Consider the following 20,291-nt stretch of genomic DNA (forward strand, 5'->3'; position numbering starts at 1 on the left):
GCCGCGAACACCGGCGGTGTTCGCGGCCGAATGTCTCAGCGCCGCAGCCTCAGAGCTGGGTCTTCATCAGGATCACGTTGTACTGGCTGTGCACGGTCGTGAGGAAGTACAGGTCGCGCCCGGTCTGGTACGGGAAGATCGACGGCGCGTACGCGGTCGGCAGTTCCCGGGTGTCGATGAGCACTTCCGGTCCGCCCCACGGGCCTTCCGGGCTGGGTGCGCGGTACATGACCACCGAGTTCCACGGGTCCGTGGTGAGCATGATGTATTGCCCGAGGTAGTCGTTCCACATGACCGACATCTCGGAGATGCCGCCGCCGATGACCGGGGTCGCCCCGTCCACGTCGCCGCGCTTCCACTGATCGCCGACCCAGTATTCGTAGGCGCCGAGATCGCCGATGGCGGCCTCGGGCACCCGGGCGACGTACGCGGGGTTGTTGCGCCCCGAGGCGGTGCCGTACTCGTAGACGAAGCCGCCGGCCTTGACGAACGAGTTCATCTGGAAGTTGCCGTTGCCGCCCTCGTCGGGCCGCCGGGTGCCGGGCAGTTCCACCCAGTTCTCGCCGTTGTCGCCGGAGACGGCGAGGCCGGAGAAGTTGGTGGTCCACTCGCCGACGTCGTCCCAGGTCTTGACCGACATCAGGCTCATGTACTGGGTGCCCCCGACCGAGATGGCCGCGGTGGGGATGCGGCTGATCTCGAGGAACGGAATCTTGGGGCTGGGGATCAGATCCCGCGCCTGCCCGAAGACGTCGCGCACCACGCTGTCGAAGTAGATGCCGTTGGCGGGATCCTGGGTGTGCGAGCGCACCAGGATGTTGGAACGCCACGCCCAGGTGCTGCCGACCAGCAGGTTCGGGAAGCCGAGCCCGGCGGTGTCGCCGAAGGTCGTCAGCATCTCGCCGTGGCCGTTGTCCCACATGATGCCCAGGTCGGTGCCCAGCACGTTGTAGGTCTGGGTGTTGTTCGGGCTCGCCATCCCGGTGACCTGGAAGACGGCCTTGGACCGTCCGGGCAACTGGGGTAGCCCGTGGGTGCCGTTGAGCACCGGAATCGGGTTGATGGCGTTAGGGTTGGCCGCTGCCGGAGATGTCACGGTGAGGAGCAAGGCCGTGGCGCCTGCTATCGCGGACAGCAGCAGGGGGGCGGTCTTGGTCAATTGCGTGGGCCCTCCGGTTCTCGCCGAATAATGCGCGACCACACGGTATGTGACGGGTCGCACAAAGTGCTCGACTCGCTGGCAAAGTGTGAAAATGCTAACAGCGGAACGGGTCTCCGTCAGATCGAGACCGGGTATTTGCCGGGGGTTGGCTCGGATCGTTATTTCGTACCACGACTCAGGGCCTGACGGACGATCAAAGGCAGCTGTGTCGCGCGTTCGATTGCCAGAGTTCGTCGAATCGTTGCCTCCCAGCTGCGATCGAACAGTCGCTTGGCGCTCGCGACGGTGTGTGCCGGGCGGCCGGCGATGCGGTCGGCGAGTCGTTCGGCGGCGGCGATCGGGTCGGCGTGCACCTCGGTCACCAGGCCGATGCGCTCGGCGTACGCCGCGTCCACCGGATCGGCGGTCATGGTGAGCAGCAGGGCCTGGTCCAGGCCGATCAGCCGGGACAGTGTGGCCGCGCCGGTCATGTCGGGGATGAGCCCGTGCTTGGCCTCCATGACCGCGAATTCGGCGTCGGGCGTGACGAATCGGAAGTCGGCGGCGAGCGCGATCTGCAGGCCGCCGCCGTAGCAGCGGCCGTGCACGGCGGCGATGACCGGCTGCGGCAACCGGCGCCACGCCCAGCACGCCTCCTGGAAGAGATTGGTGCCGCGCCACGGCAGCGGGATGAATCCGCGCACGATTGCCACCGGATCGCCCATTGCTTTGGCGATATCCAATCCGGAGGAAAAGCTCGGTCCGTTGCCGGTCAGGATGACGGCGCGGATGTCCTTGCGCTGCTCGACGACTCCGGCGACGCGCACGAGTTCGCGCAGCATGTCCAGGGTCAGGCCATTGTGCTTGTCGGGGCGATCCAGGCACACGTAGGCGCGATCGCCCGCGAAACGCAGGGACACATTGTTCTTGGTGACGGCGGCGGGCGCGCCGGTGCCCGCCGCGCTGTTCTCGAGAGTGCTGCTGGTCGAATCGCTGGTGCTCACGGCAGTTCCTTCGCTCATCCCCGCCGATCCAGCAGCAGCTGGGCGCAGCGGTCCGGGTCGTCGTAGAACGGTGTGTGCCCGCTGCCGGGCAGCGTGACGTGCCGGGCGCCGGGCAGTAGAGCGCGGGCACGGCGGGCCTGGGTGGCGTACGTGAGAAGTATGTCGCGATTGCCCCAGGCGATGGTCACCGGGAGGTGGTCGACCGCGCTGGGATCGGGCAGCCGGAAACCGGTGAAGGAGGCCAGCGCGGGGTCGAACCCTTCCGCGCCGAGCAGGCCTTCGACGGTCTCGATCGCGACGCGCGGTTCCAGCGCCCACGCCCGGCCGAACACCAGACTGGTCAGCGCGGTGCGCCCGGCGGTGTTGCCGAGAATAGCCGGGGCGATCGGGCGCAGCAGGGTGCTCAGGTTCTTGGCGCGGCCCAGCGCCTGCTGGCACCACACCCGGCCGGCGGTATCCCAGAAGCCGATGGGGGAGTATGCGGTGACCGAGCGGGCGACGCCGCGCGCGGCCAGATCGAGCGCGATGCCGCCGCCCATGGAATTGCCCGCCAGGTGCGGGGAGTCGATGCCCTGCGCGGCGAGGAAGTCCACCAGCGCGTCGGCGAGGGTCGAGACGGTGGTGTGCGCCAGCGGCGCGCTGGCGCCGAAGCCGGGCAGGTCGACGGCGATGACCTCGTAGGCCGCGGCCAGGGTGTCGATGACGGGTTCCCAGACCTGCCAGCGACTTCCGACGCCGTGCACGAGCACCAGGGGCTCGCCGCTGCCGGTGCGGTAATGGTTCAGCTCGGTCATCTCGACTCCCCTGGGCGTATGGCGGTGGATCGACCCTAACAGTCGTTGGCAGGCGGCCAATTGTGGATTTCGGCCGGTGTCGGGCGTGGCTCGGGACCCGCGCCGAGCATCGCTCCGTACCCGCGCCGAGCACCGCTTTCGATGAGCGCTGCACAATGCCCCGGTTCTGTGAGATCGTTCCTGCGGCACTCAGCCCCACCGTTCATGAGAATCGAGGAACCCGTGCGCATTTCCCTGATCGCCGCCGCGCTCGTCGCCCTGCCACTGCTGGCCGCCTGCGGCAGTGACGACGACAAGGCTCCGGCTGTCACCGCGGCGGAGGTGTCGAAGGCGTTGCAGGACGGCGGCCTCAAGGACACCAAGCTGGCCGACTGCGCGGCGAAGATCTATGTGGACGAGGGGATTTCGCAGGACGGGCTGCGTCTGATGATCAAGAACGACGCCAAGGCGGCCTCGGCCACCGATCCGGAATCCATGGGTATGACCTCCGGCGACGCCGAGAAGGCGCGCTCGGCGACGAATAAGATCGTGGGCGAGTGCCTGAAGTAGGGCGCTGACCCGGGGGCAGGCTCGGCGGTCGGGGACGGCACAGGCGCTGCCCCGCCTGGGTTTTAAGCGGTTCCCTGTCGGATCGCAAGGGGCGGGGGGCAGTCTCGGGTGACGGCGTGGTCCGTCATCGGAGACACCCCCTCCGTCATCCGACAGAGCTAGGAACTTGTTATGCGGAAATCTGTATTCGCGGCGGCGCTGCTGGCGCTCCCGCTGCTGGCGGCCTGCGGCACGGACGAGTCGTCCACCGCCCCCACCACTCTCGCGCCCGTGAGCTCCGCTCCGGTCACCACGTCCCCGGGCGCCACCACGGCCCCGCTGACCTCCGGTTCGGCTCCGAAGTCGACCACGAAGTCCGACGCCACCACCCCGGGCGCGGTCCCGTCGGGCGCGCTGGCGGTCCCGATCATCTCGCAGTCCCTGCAGGACAAGGGCGGCCTGGACGCGAAGACCGCCGACTGCGTCGCGAAAATCTATGTGGACGAGGACCTTTCGCAGAACGGCCTGACCAAGATCATCGAGAAGGGCAACACGAACAACCCGACCGAGCTCGGCCTGAGCATGGACGATCTCCGCAAGGCCGCCTCCGCCGCCACCCGCGTGGTGAAGGAATGCTCGTGAGTTCGTGACCGTGCGCCCCGCCCGCCCGGCGGACGGGGCGCACGAACCGGGTCATCTCACCCGGTCATCTCACCCGGTCAGCACTGACTCGGCTCACCGATCTTGACGACCGACAGCACGGCCTCGCCCTCGGTGAACGGTGTTCCCGCGGCCGGAGATTGGGCGACGACCACCCAATTGCTGTCGACGATCTGCTTGCGATCGGCGCCGGTCGCATCCTTCGATCGCGAGAAGAAGACGCCCGCTTCCTGGATGGTGTCCTGTGCGGCCTGCAGGTTCATGCAGACGACGCTCGGCATGAGGGCGGCGGGCGCTACGGCGGGTGCGGAGGTGGTCGGTGCGGCGGTCCCGGGCGCCTGCGTGGCGGGTGCGGGCAGTGCGGCGGGTGCGGAAGTGGTGGTGATCGCGGCCGGCGCGGCCGGGGGTGCGGTGGTGCTCGTCCGGGTGGATTCGGTCGTCGTCGCGCAGGCGCTGAGGGCGCAGAGCACGCCCAGCAGTGCGGTGGAATTGCCCGTTGTACGCGCGGTCGGGCGGAATCGGTGCATGGCTTCTCTCTCGAATTGGCGCATCGCCGAACGGCCATCGGGCACGTCGCCCGGCCGTCGGCCTGAGACCGGTATCGAATCGGCCGACCATGTGGCGAGCACATACGAAAGAGTGCCGAGACCCGCACCGGTCGGTGCGTCCGGAACAGCTCCGATGATCGAGAATCGGTAGGCCGGTGCAGAATCCGAACGCCGTTGGGGAGAAAGTATCGACGGTGCTCGGCGTGCCGCAAGCGGCGAAACGAAGGTTGGCACGCTATGTCATCGGTTGCCGAGAATGTCTCCGGGACGCTCGACAACCAAGTCGGAATGGTCGCCTTTGTATGAAATACGAGAATTGATACCGGATTTCGGGACGGGGGCGCTGACGGTTCCCCGGGCGGCTGCCTGACCGAGGCGCACGAAGACCACGCGCGGATCGTCGGCGATGGCCAGCCCGGCCCGGACGATGAGGCCCGGGTCGGCGAGCATCGCCAGCAGGACGTGCTCGACGCCGACGTTCGGGGCGCTCCCCGCGACCGCGATGTCCTCGGCTTTGGTCATCAGGGCCGCGAGGTCCGGCGAGCACGCGAACGTTGAGACCGGCTGATCGGCGTTCGTCTCGTCCATGACCCTCAGCCTTCCGTCGTGGTCGTCGGCGGTGTCCGCGGATAGGTGCGCGCGGGTTCGATCGTGAGTACGTCGGCGACCTCGGTCAGCGCCGTGGGCACGATCGCGGACTCGAGGTGGTCCAGGCTCGGGGTGATGACCGCGTCGACGCCGAGGCGGTCCAGCATCACCCGGATGCGATGAATGCGGTCGTCGGTCCTGTCGCTGAACGCCGCGATCTTGCGCAGGTCGTATCCCGCCATCGCTGCGGCGTAACGGATTTCGGTCTCGTGTCGGCGCTGCCGGGCGCCGGCCAGGTCGCTGCGCAGGTATCCGATCGCCGATCGCATCCTCACCACCTCCCGGCGGGGAGGAGGCGCTCGGCCTCGGCGGCGAGCCGTGCGCGGATGTCGTCCACCGAGACGGCCGCGCGATGGCGGCCCGTCCCGGCGGAGTGCGCCGCGGCGCTCGATGCGGCAGAACGCAGTGCGGCGAGGATCGTCGCGATGGCGATCACTGCGGCCGAGAGAATCAGTTCCATATCCGGTGCCCTCCGATCCTTGGGAATGCGGGCGCCGACGAGTGGTCCGAGGCGGTTTGCCGATTCGGCACCGGGCGCTGGAAAAAGGCTCGCATCAGGGGGCATCCAAGAAAATGACGCTTCCGGCTCCTGTCAGCCGAAAGCGTCATTCCTGGGACGAATGTGAACTAGTACTCCAAACGAATCTTGTCCGCGAGATCGCGCATCTCCGGCGTCAAAGTGCGCCGCTTGGTGATGATCGACGACATCACGTCACGTGCATACCGTTGCTGTACAAGCCATTCCGGCGCGTCGCTCCACGTCCGCTGTAGCACCGCCATGGCTTCGCCGTACTGCCCGAGTTGGCTGTGCGCACTGGCGACGTCGAGCCGATGCCGAAGCCGGCTGGCCGCGACGGGCTGCAGCGTTGCCACCGGAGTCTGCTCGGCGATCGAAAGCGCAAGCGCTGCCCTGCCTTCGAGGGCGTAGCCTTCGGCGGCGATGTGCGCCACGGTGATCGGGCCGAACGTGCGCACGGTCGACGCGTCGGTGTACACCTCCTGGCCGATCCTGGCGGACGCCGCGCGTGCGAGGTTCATCGCGTCCTCGGCGTCGCCGGTCGCGTTGTCGCGCAGGGAACAGTTCGCGACGTACAGCCACATGCGGCCCCATACCGACAACTCGGCGGTCGTCGCCCGCGAGAACCGCGGTTCGATCTCATCCGCCCATCGAATGGCCGTGTCCCGGGCCTGAGCGATCTTCCCCTGCCGCAGCAGAACCCACACCAGGGTGTTCGCCGCCGCTCCGGCGTCCATACGATCCTCGGACGCGTCGATGGCGCGATCGAGTGTTGCCTCGGCCAAGTCGAATTGGCGGCATTGCGTCAGCATCCACCCGGTCAGATTCAGTACACGTGATCGAATCGTGCGCCCCTGGCCGTCGATGTCGTCCGTATCGCGCAGTAGTCCCGGTAACCGGGCGGCGACTTCGCCGTACCGGTGCGTGCCGAGCATTCCCCGCAGGCTTTCGAGATCGGTGCGCACCCCGATCACCGAGGCGGGGCTGTCCGCTTCCGGGAATTGCCCGATCAGCGCGCGGCGCACCGAGGTCCAGGCCGCCTCGGTTTCGACGTCGGCGTACTCGGCGTCGCCACCGTCGGCCAGGGTCGATGTCCGGACCCGCAGGGCCACGGCCATTTGCCGCAGGGCGTACTGCCGCGGGTTGTATTCGCCGCGTTCGATCGCGCGCAGCTGTGACAGTGAGACATCCGGGCATCGCTCGGCCAATTCGCTCTGCGTCAGCCCGCTCCGTTTGCGTGCGTTCCGCACGCGTTCTCCGCAGTCCAGACCCATAGCCCGAGGCTACGACTCATTCGGTGTCGCGTACAGCGAAGTGCCGATCCATGGAAAACGCCCCGGCCGGGAAATCCTGGCCGGGGCGTGTATCCGGTGGAGCCGATGACGGGAATCGAACCCGCGCCATCTGCTTGGGAAGCAGAAGTTCTACCATTGAACTACATCGGCATGTGCGTCTGGACGCGTCCGCGACTCTATCAGACGCGGGGACGCGGAACGCAACTCTTTACGCGTCGAAGCTGGTCCGGAGGGTGGCGGAGGGCGCAGAGGGGGCGCGGGCAACTCGGAGCGCGGGGCCGGGAGCGGGCCGTGTCGGGGGCGGCGCGCCGGGGGCGGGTGAGTTGTTTCGCCGAAGTAGGGGGTTCGGTTTCGTCTCGGTCTTACACTGGCTCGCAGGGTTGAAAGCCCGTCCACCACAGGGACTTTGGGTGCGCTGAGGGTTAGCTGACGTGTGTCTCGGTCTCCTGTTCGGGGGTCGAGGAGGACACATGACCGCCGTGCCGTCGCAGGATGTCCCGAAGCTGAAGGCCGCGCGGCCCTATCCGCCCCGCATGGGGCCGAAGGGCTCCTTCCTGTGGAAGGCGGTGACGACCACCGACCCCAAGGTGCTGGGGATCATGTACCTCTGCACCGCGATGACGTTCTTCCTGATCGGCGGCCTCATGGCGCTGCTGATGCGCAGCGAGCTGGCGCGCCCGGGGATGCAGTTCCTCTCGGCCGAACAGTTCAATCAGCTGTTCACCATGCACGGCACGATCATGCTGCTGTTCTACGCCACCCCCATCGTGTTCGGATTCGCCAACGCGGTGCTGCCCTTGCAGATCGGCGCACCGGACGTGGCGTTCCCGCGCCTGAACGCCTTCAGCTACTGGCTGTACCTGTTCGGCGCCACCATGGCCACGGCCGGCTTCATCACCCCGGGCGGGGCCGCCGATTTCGGCTGGACCGGATACACACCGCTCAGCGACTTCACGCACTCCCCGGGCGTGGGCGCCGACCTGTGGATCATGGGCCTGGCGGTCTCCGGCGTCGGCACGATCCTGGGCGGCGTCAACATGATCACCACGGTGATCTGCCTGCGCTGCCCGGGCATGACGATGTTCCGCATGCCGATCTTCACCTGGAACATCCTGGTGACGAGTGTGCTTGTGCTGCTGGCCTTTCCGATCCTGACCGCCGCGCTCCTGGCACTGGCCGTCGACCGGCACCTGGGCGGGCACATCTACGACGCGGCCAACGGCGGGGTGCTGCTGTGGCAGCACCTGTTCTGGTTCTTCGGCCATCCCGAGGTGTACATAGTCGCGCTGCCGTTCTTCGGCATCGTGACCGAGATCTTCCCGGTCTTCAGTCGCAAACCGCTGTTCGGCTATTCGACGCTGGTCTACGCGACACTCTCGATCGCCGCGCTGTCGGTGGCGGTGTGGGCCCATCACATGTACGCCACCGGCGCGGTGCTGCTCCCGTTCTTCTCGCTCATGACGTTCCTCATCGCGGTGCCCACCGGGGTGAAGTTCTTCAACTGGATCGGCACCATGTGGCGCGGGCAGCTCACCTTCGAGACGCCCATGCTGTGGTCGATCGGCTTCCTGGTGACCTTCCTGTTCGGCGGTCTGTCCGGCGTGGTGCTCGCGTCGCCCCCGCTCGACTTTCACGTGTCCGACACCTATTTCGTGGTGGCGCACTTCCACTACGTGCTGTTCGGGACCATCGTGTTCGCGACCTTCGCGGGCATCTACTTCTGGTTCCCGAAGATGACCGGCCGCATGATGGACGAGCGCCTGGGCAAGCTGCACTTCTGGACCACGTTCTTCGGCTTCCACCTGACGTTCCTGGTGCAGCACTGGCTGGGCAACGAGGGCATGCCGCGCCGCTACGTCGACTACCTCCCGAGCGACGGATTCACCACCCTGAACACCATTTCCACGGTCGGCTCGTTCGTGCTCGGCCTGTCGATGGTCACGTTCGTCTGGAACGTCTTCAAGAGCTACCGCTACGGCGAGCTCGCGACCGTCGACGATCCCTGGGGCTACGGCAACTCCCTGGAGTGGGCGACCACCTGCCCGCCCCCGCGCCACAACTTCTACGAGCTCCCCCGCATCCGCTCCGAACGCCCCGCCTTCGAACTCCACTACCCCCACATGGTCGAGCGCATGCGCACCGAGGCCCACGCCGGCTGGGGCAGCCGCCCCCACAAATCGGTCGAAGCCACCGAAGCCACGGTCCTGGAAGACTCCGCGGAACCCCCGGCCCTCGAAGACTCCGCCCCTGAGGATCGCCCCACCTCGGACAAGGAAAGCCCCACCCTGGAGAAGGAATAGCCCCAAGACCACTCGCGCCCGCTGCACCCTGGCCGTGGGCGCCACGCCCACCCCGCCGCCTTGGCACCCAGACCCGAAAGGTGTGGCACCTCCGCATCAGGCCACCTCCCCATCAGGCCGCGTCCCCATCAGGCCGCGTCCCTTCCCCGCCCACCGGCCGCAAGGCCGCGGCCCGTCTCGTTCTGGACTGAGCGGAGCGGGGGAGCGAAGCGGAGGAGCGGAGGGAGGGAAGAACGAGACTTCAGGGGCCGCGGCCCGCCCGCAGCGAAGCGGAGGGCAAGATATCCCAGTGCTGCTTTCTGATCGCGACATCCGTTCGGAGATCGCCGCGGGGCGTCTCGGGCTCGACCCGTTCGACCACACGCTGGTGCAGCCGTCGAGTATCGATGTGCGGCTGGACAGTTTGTTCCGGGTGTTCAACAACACGCGGTACACCCATATCGATCCCGCACAGCGGCAGGACGAGCTGACCACGCTGGTGGAGCCGACCCCGGGCGAGCCGTTCGTGCTGCACCCGGGTGAGTTCGTGCTGGGCTCCACCCTCGAGGTGTGCAGCCTGCCCGACGATCTGGCCGGTCGCCTCGAGGGCAAGTCGAGCCTGGGCCGGCTCGGCCTGCTCACCCATTCCACGGCGGGCTTCATCGATCCGGGTTTCAGCGGGCACATCACGCTGGAGCTGTCGAACGTGGCGAACCTGCCGATCACCCTGTGGCCGGGCATGAAAATCGGGCAGCTGTGCCTGTTCCGGCTGAGCAGCCCGGCCGAGCACCCGTACGGCTCGGCGGCGGCGGGCTCGAAGTACCAGGGCCAGCGCGGCCCGACTCCGTCGCGGGCGTATCTGAATTTCCAGTCCGTCAGCGGCAACTGAACTGCCTCGTCCCTGCCCTTCGCGGGGACGATCGCACGCGTATTCCGGGTCCCGGCACGGTAACTCGCGTCCGGTCTGCCCGCTTGCGGGTGTACGTAACGCTCGGCACGTCGTAAGGTGGCCCCGACAGGTACAGTGACCACATCGTGATGTTGTGGTTCCACCGCTCCGCGCCCGGTTGTTCCGCGGGCGATTCGCAGGTGGCCCCGGGCCGCTCGCGGTTCGGTGAGCGGGGCAACGAAATGGGCAGCAGATGAGTTCGGTCTTGGGAGTTTCGGTGGGGTCCGGCGCCGTTCGCGTCGCGCGTCCGCTGGCGAACTCCCCCGAGCACCCCACCGCCGAGAATTTCGACGTGCAGGCGGTTCCGGTCGGTGCGCGCCGGGTCGAGGAATTGGCGGCCGACGCCGTGGGGTCGATCCTGGCCGCCGATCCGCACATCGTCGCCACCGCCATCGCCTACCGCGACGAGCAGCACGCCCGCGCGATCCGCGCCGAGATGGCGCGCAGGCAGTTCACCAACTACGAGCTCATCCCGGATGTCGTTGCCGCCCTGGAGTTTCTGGAATACTCCGGTGAGCTGCAGGGATACGGCACCGTGGCGCTGTACGACCTGGGCGCGTCCGGACTGTCGGTGAGCGTGGTCGACACCGGTTCGCGCCAGATCAACATCACCGAGCGCACCAGCGACATCAGCGGTGACTACCTGGATTCGCTGATCCGCGAACAGCAGATCGCCTCCGGCCGGATCGCGCATCCGCCGGACGCGGCCGGCCTGGCCGAGCTGGATTCGCTGTGCCGCCAGGCCAAGGAGCAGCTCTCCAGCAGCAGCGCCGTCGCGCTGCCCTCCACCGAGGGCCTGGTGCTGTTGTCGCAGGAGAACTTCGAGGCGTTGATCATGCTGGCCGTCGAATCCTCGGCGCGCATGACCCGCGATGTCATCCTGCGGTCGGAGCAGCAGGTCCAGGCCGTGGCCCTGATCGGCGGCTGCGCCCAGATTCCCCTGGTGGCAAGGGTTTTGCGTCGCTGGCTGGGCGTTCCGGTGATCGTTGCGCCGGGTCCGGGCAGCGTCGCCACCCGCGGCGCGGCCCTGCTGGCGCGCCCGGTGCGCCAGCGCGCGGCGAACACGCCGTTCCCGAACGCCTTCGAGGACGCGCTGCCGATGCCCGCGCCCGCCGCGCCGTCCTGGCGTTCGCGGCGCACCGATCCGACGACCGGCCCGGGCGAGAAGTTCAGCCGCCGCCGCGAGATCAGCGTGGCCGGGGTCGCGGTCGGCGCACTGGTCGTGGTGGCCGCCATCGGCGTCTCCATCGGCTGGGGTCCGCAAGTGCTGGAACACGATTCGCAGAGCAGTGACGCCGCGTCCAGCTCGGTTCCCCCGACGACCACGCGCACGCCCGCGGTCGAGGCCACCACCGCGCCCCCGGCCACCAGCGACGCCACCAACGAGTCGCTGGCCGCCCCGCCGCCGCGCCAGGCGACGACCACCACCGAGGCGGCGCCGCCCGCGCCCGGTCCCAACACCTTCACCATCATTCCGGGCCTGCCGCCGGTCGTGGTCCCCACGTTGCCGCCGCTGTTCCCGCAGCAACCCGCGCCGTAACCGATTCCCGCTGATCGGGCATATCGCCCGTAAAGCCTGTTGTTCCAGCCGTACTCACCCGCCGAGTCCGCCCCGTCGACTGCCAGAAAGGGGCGGACTCGGTGGATTCCGGCGCGCGCCTGCGCCGGTGCGAGGGCCGGCTGCGTTTCAGTCCTCGCTTCCGCTTCCCACCGCCAGAGCTGTCGTGACTATCACCGACAGGGGTGGGAGTTGAAGTTCTCGGGTGGGAGGTACCACCCAGTGGCAGCCCTCCCGCGTCCACCGGCCGAGGCCGGTGGGCAGCATGACCGCGCTGCCGACGGCGGGTATGCCGACGTCGAGTCGATTGAGCGCCTCCATGATCTGCACGCCGGGCCGCGAATCCGGTTCGGCCAGAAAGCTCCAGCGAATCTGGCGCGCCAGCATCGGCCCGGTGCGCCGGTGCTGATGCAGTGCGGTGCGGACCTTTTCGGCGCGAGCGACGGGCAGATGCACCACGGCGACATGACCGGTCACGGGCAGCATGACGAAGCCGCCGCGCTCGGCGACCGGGAGACCGGTTTCGTGCCGGTAGTACGACACCCAGTCCTGCACCGTTCTCAGCTTGTCCGCGTTCAACACCCGCTCCCTTACCTCCGCCTCCAGGGTCGCGGTTCTTACGGACGGGTGGGTATGCCCGCACACCCGCCTTACACTGCCCTTTCGCTGCCTCTATTGCCGACGCGTATAAAGCCTGGTACCAGCTGGGTTTCGGCTGTGGCCGTGGCCGGTTCTCGCTCGTACCCTGGACATCGGAGTTCGTTCGGAAGGATGACATCGTGGTCCGGCAGTGGTCAGGTAAAGAGGCCCGTGCCCTCCGCGATGCCAAACGAATGAGTATTCGGGAGTTCGCAGCACATTTGGGTGTGCACGAACGCCTGGTTTCGAAGTGGGAGGCCGGGGGGAATCGGGTACATCCCCGTCCCGTCAATCAAGCCGCTCTCGATACTTCCCTCGCCAGGTCCGACGAGATCGTTCGGGCACGGTTCGCGGCATTGATCGACCAGCCCCTGATCGATCGGCCGTCCGTGCCGGACTTCGATGCGCGCCAAGGAGGTTCCCCCACCGGGCAACCCACCGCGGCTGCCGCCAGCTATTCCAGCGACGCGGAACTGCTGGCGCTCGTGGATTCGGGTGCGATGCGGGGTGATGCGTTAGCGGCGATTTCGGAGAGGGATCTGATCATGGCGGCTGCTCATGAAGCGAGCGACCATGCCGGCAGAGCGGAGAGCACCAACGTGGGAGCGACCATGTTGGAGCAGCTCGACGCCGACGTCACGCGAATCGCGAACGACTACGTGCATGTGCCACCGGTGCCGATGATGGTGGAGATGCTGCGGGTGCGCCGCCGCGTCTACCGGTTGCTCGAAGGTCATCAACGCCCGGCCGACACCGGGCACCTGTATCTGCTGGCCGGGACGCTGTCCGGATTGCTGGCCAACGCCAGCACCGATCTCGGCTACGTCGACGCCGCCGGCGAACAGGCAAGGGCCGCTTGGGCGTACGCGGAACTGTGCGAGCACAACGGATTACGCGCCTGGACCCGCGGTATGCAGGCGCTCATCGAGTACTGGTCCGAGCGCCCGCGGCGCGCGGTGCTGCTGGCCCAGAGCGGTCAGCAGTACGCGGAATCGGTGACGGCGCGGGTGCGCCTGCACAACATCGAGGCCCGCATCTGGTCCAAGCTGGGCAGCGTCGCCGACACCGAGCGCTGCATCCGCGCGGCCGAGGCCGCCCGCGAGGGCGCCGCGGGCAACGACGTCCTGCACGACGAGGTCGGCGGCGTGTTCGGGTTCAACGAGCCCAAGAGCCACTACTACGCCGGGGCGACCTACATCCATCTCGGCCAGGCCCAGCCCGCGCTCACGGCGACCGAACGGGCCATCGACCTGTACGCCAACGGGCCCACCGAGCAGCGGTCCTACGGCGCCGAGTCGCTGGCGCGGGTGGACAGCGCCGCCGCGCACCTGATCAACGGCAGCCTGGACGGCGCGGCCGAGGCCCTGCAACCGGTGCTGCGCCTGGACGAGGACAAGCGCATCGCCCAGTTGGAGGAGCGCCTGACCGGGCTGCGCCAGCGCCTGATCCGCCCGGAGTTCCGGGAGGCGGGCGAGGCTCGGCGGCTGGACGAGCGGATCGAGGAGTTCTGCGGCACCACCGCGGCCAAGGGCATGCTGCCCCCGGACGCCGGGCGGTAGACGGGCCGGTGGGCGGCACGCGGCCGGGTCCCGGGGTGGCGGGAACGCGGAACTGGCACGATGGTCGGGTGAGCCCTTCCAGTCACCTACCGCACCGGTCCCCGCGCGTCTTGGAGCAGTCCACCAAGCTCCAGAACGTCGTCTACGAAATTCGGGGTCCGGTACACGCGCACGCGGCACGGCTGGAGGCGGAGGGGCACCGCATCCTCAAGCTGAACATCGGCAACCCCGCGCCGTTCGGGTTCGACGCGCCCGATGTGATCATGCGCGACATGATCGCGGCGCTGCCGTACGCGCAGGGCTATTCCGAGTCCAAGGGCATACTGCCCGCGCGCCGGGCGATCGTCACCCGCTACGAACTGGTCCCGGGGTTCCCGGAATTCGATGTCGACGACGTCTACCTGGGCAACGGCGTCTCCGAGCTCATCACGATCACCATGCAGGCGCTGCTGAACAACGGTGACGAGGTGCTGCTGCCCGCGCCGGACTACCCGCTGTGGACGGCCATGACCAGCCTGGCCGGCGGCACGCCGGTGCACTACCTGTGCGACGAGTCCAACGGCTGGCAGCCCGACATCGCCGACATGGAATCGAAGATCACCGACAAGACCAAGGCCATTGTCGTGATCAATCCGAACAATCCGACGGGCGCGGTGTATTCGACGGAGGTGCTGCAGCAGATCGTGGATCTCGCGCGCAAGCACCAGCTGCTGCTGCTCGCGGACGAGATCTACGACAAGATCCTCTACGACGACGCCAAGCACGTCTCGCTGGCGTCGCTGGCCCCGGATCTGCTGTGCCTGACGTTCAACGGTTTGTCCAAGGCCTACCGGGTCGCGGGCTATCGCTCGGGCTGGCTGGTGATCACCGGTCCGAAGGATCACGCGGAGGGGTTCCTGGAGGGCATCTCGCTGCTGGCCTCCTCGCGCCTGTGCCCGAATGTGCCCGCGCAGCACGCGATCCAGGTGGCCCTGGGCGGGCATCAGAGCATCGAGGACCTCATCCTGCCCGGCGGCCGCCTGCTCGAACAGCGGGACGTGGCGTGGGAGCAGCTCAACACGATCCCCGGTGTCTCTTGTGTGAAGCCGCGCGGCGCGCTCTACGCCTTCCCTCGACTGGACCCGGAAGTGCATGAGATCCACGACGATTCGAAGCTGGTGCTGGATCTGCTGCTGCAGGAGAAGATCCTGATGGTGCAGGGCACGGGCTTCAATTGGCCGCATCACGACCACTTGCGGATCGTCACGCTGCCGTGGGCGCGGGACCTGTCGGTGGCCATCGAGCGGTTCGGTAACTTCCTGGCGGGCTACCGTCAATAGGGTTGAACTGGGCATTTGACCAGTGGCGCACAAGTGACACGGTCGAAAACAAACCGCTGGTACGAAAAAGTTCGGTTTTTAGAGACTTAGCTAGCGCAAAGAACCGCCTTTTGTGTACAGTAGGCCTTGGCACTCAGGTGCCCGACCGGACCGCCTACCCCCCCTGGGCCGTCCGGTCCTGGATTGGCAGGCCTACCCCCCCTGGGCCGCCGATCCCCGGGCGGCGGAGACATCCCCCTGCTCTCCGCCGCCCCCTCCCACTTCTCCGTCCCGCCTCGGGACAGCCCTTCGTACTTCGAGAACGATTGTCGTTTAGGCTCCCCGAGTGAGCGATCACCATCATCATTCCCACGACCATTCGGGACCACTAGCGATCGGCGCGACCGCCGCCCGCGTGGTCGTCGGCTTGCTCGCCGTCATCGGCGTGCTGGTCGTGGCCGGTCTGGTATGGCTGTGGCCCAGTGCGCAACAGGTCGACATCCCGCTGCCCATGCAGAGCGCGGGCGGCGGCGCGGTCACCACCGAGGGCGGCACCGTCGTCATGCAGGACATCGGCGCCTGCGGCAGTCCGTCGATCGGCCGGGTCTTCGCCGACGAGCCGCTGCCGCCGCGGAACAACTCCTACACCTGCGAACGCAGCATCATCACCATCGACTCCGGCCCGCACGAGGGCAACAAGACCCTCTTCGAAATCGCCAAGGGCCCGGGGCAACCGCAGCTGCACGTCGGGGATTCGCTGCGCATCGTGCGGCAGACCGACGCCAGCGGCGCGCCCATGTACTCCTTCGACGACTACGCGCGCGGGCTGCCGCTGACCATCATCGTGATCATCTTCGCGGTGGTGATCATCGCGGTGGCGCGCTGGCGCGGCCTGCGGGCGCTGATCGGGCTCGTCTTCGCCTTCGGCGTCGTCGTAAAGTTCTTGCTCCCAGCACTTTTGGACGGCAAACCGGCGATCCCGGTCGCGCTGGTCTCCGGCGCGCTCATCCTCTACGCGGTGCTGTATCTGGCGCACGGGGTGAATCTGCGGACCAGTTCGGCGCTCCTGGGCACCCTCGCGTCCATGGTGCTGGCCGCGGTGCTGTCCTGGGTCGCCCTGGAGATGACCCATCTGACTGGATTGTCCGAAGAGCAGAACACCAACGTCGCCACCTACCTGCAGCACGTCAGCATCACCGGATTGTTGTTGGCGGGCTTCATCATCGGCTCGCTCGGTGTACTCAACGACGTGACCATCACCCAGGCGTCGGCCGCCTTCGAGCTGGCGGCGCTGGACGAGAAGGCCACGCGCCGCAGCATTTTCGGCTCCGCCATGCGGGTGGGCCGGGACCACATCGCCAGTACCGTCTACACCCTCGTGCTCGCCTACGCCGGTGGCGCGCTGCCGTTGCTGCTGCTGTTCAGCGTGGCCGGGCGCTCGATCAAGGACGTGCTCACCGGCGACGCGGTCGGCATCGAGATCGCGCGTTCCGCGGTGGGCGGCATCGCGCTCGCCCTCTCGGTACCGCTTACCACGGCCATCGCGGTCATGCTGGCCCGGCCGTTCGGCCGCAAGCCGGCGCCGGTCCGCTCGGGTGCGGTCGCCCGCCGAACGGCGGGCGCACGAGCCGGCGCCGGTACGAAACGCCCGCTCGCGGAGGGCGGGACGGGCGCCACCGGCGGGACGCGCCGCCCGCGCGCCACGGGTGCGGGCGCACCATCCACCGGTGCGTCGCTGCGCAAGGACCGGCCCGGCGCCGGATCGCCGCCTTCGGATGCGCCGCAGGCGAATCCGCCGTACGCGGGTCCGGGGCCGAATCCGGAACAGCCGCCGGCGCCCTGGTCCCTGCGCGCGAATTCGGCGGCGGGCAGTCCGGAGGATGTCACCGACCCCAGGCACCCGATCACCGGCGGGTATCCGAGGCCGCTGCCGCCCAACCCGATTCAGCCCCGGCCGGCCGGGGGTGCGCCGAGCGACTTCGATCCGTGGAACTCCGCGCCCGGACCCGGTGCGGGCGAGCGCCCGGATCGCGGTGCGGGCTGGGGACCGGGAAGCGATGCGGCTCAGCCGAATACGCCGACGGACCCGGATGACCCGCCGCGACCGCGCGGGGGCAGGCACTCCAGGCCCTGATCGGGGCTTTCGTTCGAATCGTCCGATTCGCATCCGGCGCTGCGGCACGTGGCGGGTACGGGCGGGCGGTGCGAACGCCGAATTCGCTGACACGCTGGGCGTGTGGAAGCGGACGGTTGGGGGTGTGATCGAGTACGGTGACCGTGCGGTTCGAGTTGCTCTGCAATTGCCAAGAATTCCGGTTCATCGTGGTGCCAGGTTCCGGGTCCGGAGCGATGCCCCCCGCATTGCGTTCGCGGCTCACCGGCGTCCGGTAAATCGGCGCGAAAGCTGCTGCGAGAGTGGTGTTCCGGGGTTGGATCACCACTCTCGCAGCGTTCTCACCGGGCCGGGCGGGCGATCAGAGTCGCTGCCACAGCGCCGGGGTCGCGGTCGGCATCCAATTCGGGTCGTACACCGTGTGTGCCTGCCGGCACCGGTATCGGTTGCCCTGATAGGTCACCACGTCACCGACGGCGTACTTGCCGCCGACCCGCCATTCGTCGCCCGCCGGTTTGTCCGTGGTGGTCGGGATCGTGGTCGTCGGATGGTGGTGGGTGGTGGTCACCGGCGGCTGCGTGGTCGCGGGCGGCGTGGTGACCGGGGGTTTGGTCGTGACCGGCGGCTTCGTGGTGGGCGGCACGGTCGTGGGCGCCGTGGTCACCGGCGGCGTGCTGGGACGCGTTGTGGTGGGCGGGTTTCCGCCGCCGCCGCCGATCTGCACGTCGACGCACGAGTAGAACGCCGCGGCGGTGTCGCCGATGTTCCAGATGGCCAGCAGTTTCTGGCGGCCGGTGAAATTGCCGAAGTCGATCGTGTGCGAGGTGCCCTGCGCGGGCTGCTGCATGTTGCCGTCGAACACCGCGAGCCGGGTGTCGCCGATGTAGTACTCCCAGTTCAGCGTCCGGTGATTGGCGGTGAACGTCCAGCTGAAAGTCGCTGTCTTTCCGACGGACTGGACCTTCCAGGGCTTGGAATCGTCGTCCAGGTCGGCGAACTGGCCGAGGTTCGCGCTGCAATTGCGCAGGCCCTTGGGGCCTTCCACGCTCTGCGGTTCGTACTTGATGGCGCCGCAGGACACCGTGCCCGCGGCACACTGGGCCTGTCTGCTGAAGGTCGTGATGTAGCCGTGCGCCTGGGCGTCACCGGCGGGCAACAGTGCCAGAATGGGCGAAATGCCCAGGGCGGCCCCGACAATGGACAGTCTTCTACTAACCACGTGAAACTCCTTGCGAGAGTGAGACAGCGGGGGGCCCGCACGCTGTCTCGTGACATAGCTGTGACGTGATCTGGATCACTTTGAAGCAGAATCGTGCTCTAAAAGATATGGTTCGGCAACGCTTTGGTCAAGCGTCCTAGCTCAGAAGATCGAAAATTCGTTGCGCACAGCAAACTTCGATACGCGCGCAGCAAACCTGACTCGTAAGTAGCTGGGAAAACGCTGAATTCAGACCGTCGAGCGCGCCGCCACGCAGAGCGCCGACACGCCGTCGGCATCGGTGACGAAATGATCGAAGCCGCGCGGTGCGCCGAATTCGGCGAAGGAGACCTCGGCATCGGGATGCGGCAACTCAGGCACCGGAATGCGCACGGCGGCATGCAGATCGCGCACGTGCGTCAGCTCGATCACGCGCCGGGCGTTGTCGGCGCGCACGCCGCCGCAGGCCATCACGTCGATGCGCCCGTCGGCCAGGTTCACCAGCTGCGTGATGAGCGGTACGCCGTCCAGCACCGAGTCCTGCCGGCCGGAGGTGAGCAGCCGGGTGAAGCCCGATTCCAGCAGGAGGTCGAAGCCCGTGAAGGGATCGGCGCAGACGTCGAAAGCCCGGTGACAGGTGACCTCGAGACCGTCCGCAGCGGCCAGTAGCTCGGCGTTGGCCGAGGCGTCCAGATTTCCGCGCTCGTCCAGCACTCCGATCACCACGCCGTGCGCGCCCACCCGTCGTGCGAGCTCGATATCGGCGCGCATGATCGCCACTTCCTCGGCGGTGTACCGAAAGTCGCCCGGGCGCGGCCGAATCAGGACGTGGACCTCGGTGTCGACGACCTCCAGCACCGCTGCCTCGATCAACGCCGCACTCGGCGTCAGTCCGCCCACCGCCAGCCCGGTGCACAACTCGACGCGATCCGCCCCCGCCGCCTCCGCGATCCGCACCCCGGCCAGCGACTCCACGCCGATCTCCACCCGCACCGCCCGCGTCTCCGTCATACCTTGCAGTATGGGCGAAAACCCGCCCATGCGTTTGCCAACGATTAACGACGACTGGCTGAAGATCAGCATTCGGCGCGGTGTCCGGGCGGGCGCGCGAAAACGCGAAGGGCGCGCTACCGGGGTGGTAGCGCGCCCTCGACGGTCAGGCGGTGCGGGTCAGTTCTTCTTGCCCGGGGCCTTCATGCCGGACTTGAAGCCGAGTCCACCGGGCTTGGCGGCCGGGGGATTGGCCGCGCCGTTGCCCTCGGTGCCGTTCGCCTCGGTGCCGTTGGCGGCCGGGGTGCCGTTGGTCTCGGGAGCGGTGGTCTCGGCCGGAGCCGCCACCTCCTCCGCGACCTCTTCGACCGGAGCCGAAGTAGCCGGTGCCGCAGGCGCTTCGGCGGCCGGAGCCGCCGGAGCGGGAGCGGCCGCGCCGGGCGCCTTGGTCGTAGGGCGCTTGAGGCCGGACTTCATGGCCAGGCCCTTGGGCGCGATGGACGGCTTGGCCTCGGCGGGAGCCGCCGATGCCGGGGCCGCAGCCGCAGGTGCCTCGGCAGCGGGTGCCTCGGC

At 68.1% G+C, this 20,291-nt stretch carries 18 protein-coding genes, 1 tRNA gene and 2 pseudogenes; 8 read left to right on the top strand and 13 right to left on the bottom strand.

What is annotated here, in order from left to right; all coding sequences use genetic code 11:
- Positions 1 to 49: 49 nt before the first annotated feature.
- The 3 genes from ABZ319_RS35315 to ABZ319_RS35325 form a co-directional block, all read right to left on the bottom strand.
- Positions 50 to 1,159, bottom strand: a complete 1,110-nt coding sequence (locus ABZ319_RS35315) for a DUF4185 domain-containing protein (protein ID WP_354990912.1) — start codon at positions 1,157 to 1,159, stop codon at positions 50 to 52.
- 161 nt (positions 1,160 to 1,320) lie between these two features.
- The gene (locus ABZ319_RS35320; protein ID WP_354990913.1) at positions 1,321 to 2,145 is read right to left on the bottom strand and encodes a crotonase/enoyl-CoA hydratase family protein; all 825 of its coding nucleotides are present in this window, start codon (positions 2,143 to 2,145) and stop codon (positions 1,321 to 1,323) included.
- Between the two features lie 14 nt (positions 2,146 to 2,159).
- Entirely contained in the window at positions 2,160 to 2,939 is a 780-nt protein-coding gene (locus tag ABZ319_RS35325; protein WP_354990914.1) for an alpha/beta fold hydrolase, read from the bottom strand.
- Positions 2,940 to 3,143: 204 nt separating this feature from the next.
- On the opposite strand from ABZ319_RS35325, the gene ABZ319_RS35330 reads away from it, so the two are divergent.
- Positions 3,144 to 3,488: a hypothetical protein gene (locus tag ABZ319_RS35330; protein ID WP_354990915.1), complete on the top strand. Its 345-nt coding sequence runs from the start codon at positions 3,144 to 3,146 to the stop codon at positions 3,486 to 3,488.
- 171 nt (positions 3,489 to 3,659) lie between these two features.
- Complete coding sequence (locus ABZ319_RS35335) at positions 3,660 to 4,109, top strand: hypothetical protein (RefSeq protein ID WP_354990916.1); 450 nt, start codon at positions 3,660 to 3,662, stop codon at positions 4,107 to 4,109.
- Between the two features lie 77 nt (positions 4,110 to 4,186).
- Here the strand turns inward: ABZ319_RS35335 and ABZ319_RS35340 are convergent, their stop codons facing one another.
- The 6 genes from ABZ319_RS35340 to ABZ319_RS35365 form a co-directional block, all read right to left on the bottom strand.
- The gene (locus ABZ319_RS35340) at positions 4,187 to 4,654 is read right to left on the bottom strand and encodes a PASTA domain-containing protein (protein WP_354990917.1); all 468 of its coding nucleotides are present in this window, start codon (positions 4,652 to 4,654) and stop codon (positions 4,187 to 4,189) included.
- A gap of 261 nt (positions 4,655 to 4,915) precedes the next feature.
- On the bottom strand, positions 4,916 to 5,263 hold the full coding sequence (locus tag ABZ319_RS35345) for a hypothetical protein (protein ID WP_354990918.1): 348 nt from the start codon (positions 5,261 to 5,263) through the stop codon (positions 4,916 to 4,918).
- 5 nt (positions 5,264 to 5,268) lie between these two features.
- The gene (locus tag ABZ319_RS35350; RefSeq protein ID WP_354990919.1) at positions 5,269 to 5,592 is read right to left on the bottom strand and encodes a hypothetical protein; all 324 of its coding nucleotides are present in this window, start codon (positions 5,590 to 5,592) and stop codon (positions 5,269 to 5,271) included.
- A 2-nt stretch (positions 5,593 to 5,594) separates the two neighbouring features.
- Positions 5,595 to 5,783, bottom strand: coding sequence for a hypothetical protein (locus ABZ319_RS35355; protein WP_354990920.1), 189 nt, complete (start codon positions 5,781 to 5,783; stop codon positions 5,595 to 5,597).
- A 167-nt stretch (positions 5,784 to 5,950) separates the two neighbouring features.
- A complete protein-coding gene (locus tag ABZ319_RS35360) occupies positions 5,951 to 7,114 on the bottom strand; it encodes a helix-turn-helix transcriptional regulator (protein WP_354990921.1) in 1,164 nt (387 codons plus the stop codon).
- Positions 7,115 to 7,211: 97 nt separating this feature from the next.
- A tRNA-Gly gene (locus ABZ319_RS35365) sits at positions 7,212 to 7,285 on the bottom strand.
- A 320-nt stretch (positions 7,286 to 7,605) separates the two neighbouring features.
- Between ABZ319_RS35365 and ctaD the strand changes: the two genes are divergently transcribed.
- The 3 genes from ctaD to ABZ319_RS35380 all read left to right on the top strand — a co-directional run bounded on the left by ctaD (position 7,606) and on the right by ABZ319_RS35380 (position 11,903).
- Positions 7,606 to 9,435 (top strand): cytochrome c oxidase subunit I, encoded by a 1,830-nt coding sequence (ctaD, locus tag ABZ319_RS35370; protein ID WP_354990922.1) that lies wholly within the window; start codon positions 7,606 to 7,608, stop codon positions 9,433 to 9,435.
- 289 nt (positions 9,436 to 9,724) lie between these two features.
- Complete coding sequence (gene dcd / locus ABZ319_RS35375; RefSeq protein ID WP_354990923.1) at positions 9,725 to 10,303, top strand: dCTP deaminase; 579 nt, start codon at positions 9,725 to 9,727, stop codon at positions 10,301 to 10,303.
- Between the two features lie 253 nt (positions 10,304 to 10,556).
- On the top strand, positions 10,557 to 11,903 hold the full coding sequence (locus ABZ319_RS35380) for an Hsp70 family protein (RefSeq protein ID WP_354990924.1): 1,347 nt from the start codon (positions 10,557 to 10,559) through the stop codon (positions 11,901 to 11,903).
- A gap of 147 nt (positions 11,904 to 12,050) precedes the next feature.
- Here ABZ319_RS35380 and ABZ319_RS35385 read toward each other — a convergent pair whose 3' ends face one another.
- Positions 12,051 to 12,500 (bottom strand): hypothetical protein, encoded by a 450-nt coding sequence (locus ABZ319_RS35385; RefSeq protein ID WP_354990925.1) that lies wholly within the window; start codon positions 12,498 to 12,500, stop codon positions 12,051 to 12,053.
- 671 nt (positions 12,501 to 13,171) lie between these two features.
- Here ABZ319_RS35385 and ABZ319_RS35390 point away from each other — a divergent pair.
- The 3 genes and pseudogenes from ABZ319_RS35390 to ABZ319_RS35400 form a co-directional block, all read left to right on the top strand.
- Positions 13,172 to 14,119 (top strand): XRE family transcriptional regulator, encoded by a 948-nt coding sequence (locus ABZ319_RS35390; RefSeq protein ID WP_354990926.1) that lies wholly within the window; start codon positions 13,172 to 13,174, stop codon positions 14,117 to 14,119.
- A gap of 68 nt (positions 14,120 to 14,187) precedes the next feature.
- A complete protein-coding gene (locus ABZ319_RS35395; RefSeq protein WP_354990927.1) occupies positions 14,188 to 15,438 on the top strand; it encodes a pyridoxal phosphate-dependent aminotransferase in 1,251 nt (416 codons plus the stop codon).
- A 325-nt stretch (positions 15,439 to 15,763) separates the two neighbouring features.
- Positions 15,764 to 16,987: pseudogene (locus ABZ319_RS35400) on the top strand (YibE/F family protein); the annotation flags it as partial.
- Positions 16,988 to 17,891: 904 nt separating this feature from the next.
- Here the strand turns inward: ABZ319_RS35400 and ABZ319_RS35405 are convergent.
- From ABZ319_RS35405 to ABZ319_RS35415, 3 genes and pseudogenes are all read right to left on the bottom strand, one after another.
- A complete protein-coding gene (locus ABZ319_RS35405) occupies positions 17,892 to 18,749 on the bottom strand; it encodes a lytic polysaccharide monooxygenase (protein WP_354990928.1) in 858 nt (285 codons plus the stop codon).
- 228 nt (positions 18,750 to 18,977) lie between these two features.
- Positions 18,978 to 19,739 (bottom strand): copper homeostasis protein CutC, encoded by a 762-nt coding sequence (locus tag ABZ319_RS35410; RefSeq protein ID WP_354990929.1) that lies wholly within the window; start codon positions 19,737 to 19,739, stop codon positions 18,978 to 18,980.
- Between the two features lie 159 nt (positions 19,740 to 19,898).
- A pseudogene (locus ABZ319_RS35415) lies at positions 19,899 to 20,291 on the bottom strand (Fe-S oxidoreductase); the annotation flags it as partial.

This window comes from Nocardia sp. NPDC005978 (assembly GCF_040614455.1).
GTDB lineage: Bacteria > Actinomycetota > Actinomycetes > Mycobacteriales > Mycobacteriaceae > Nocardia.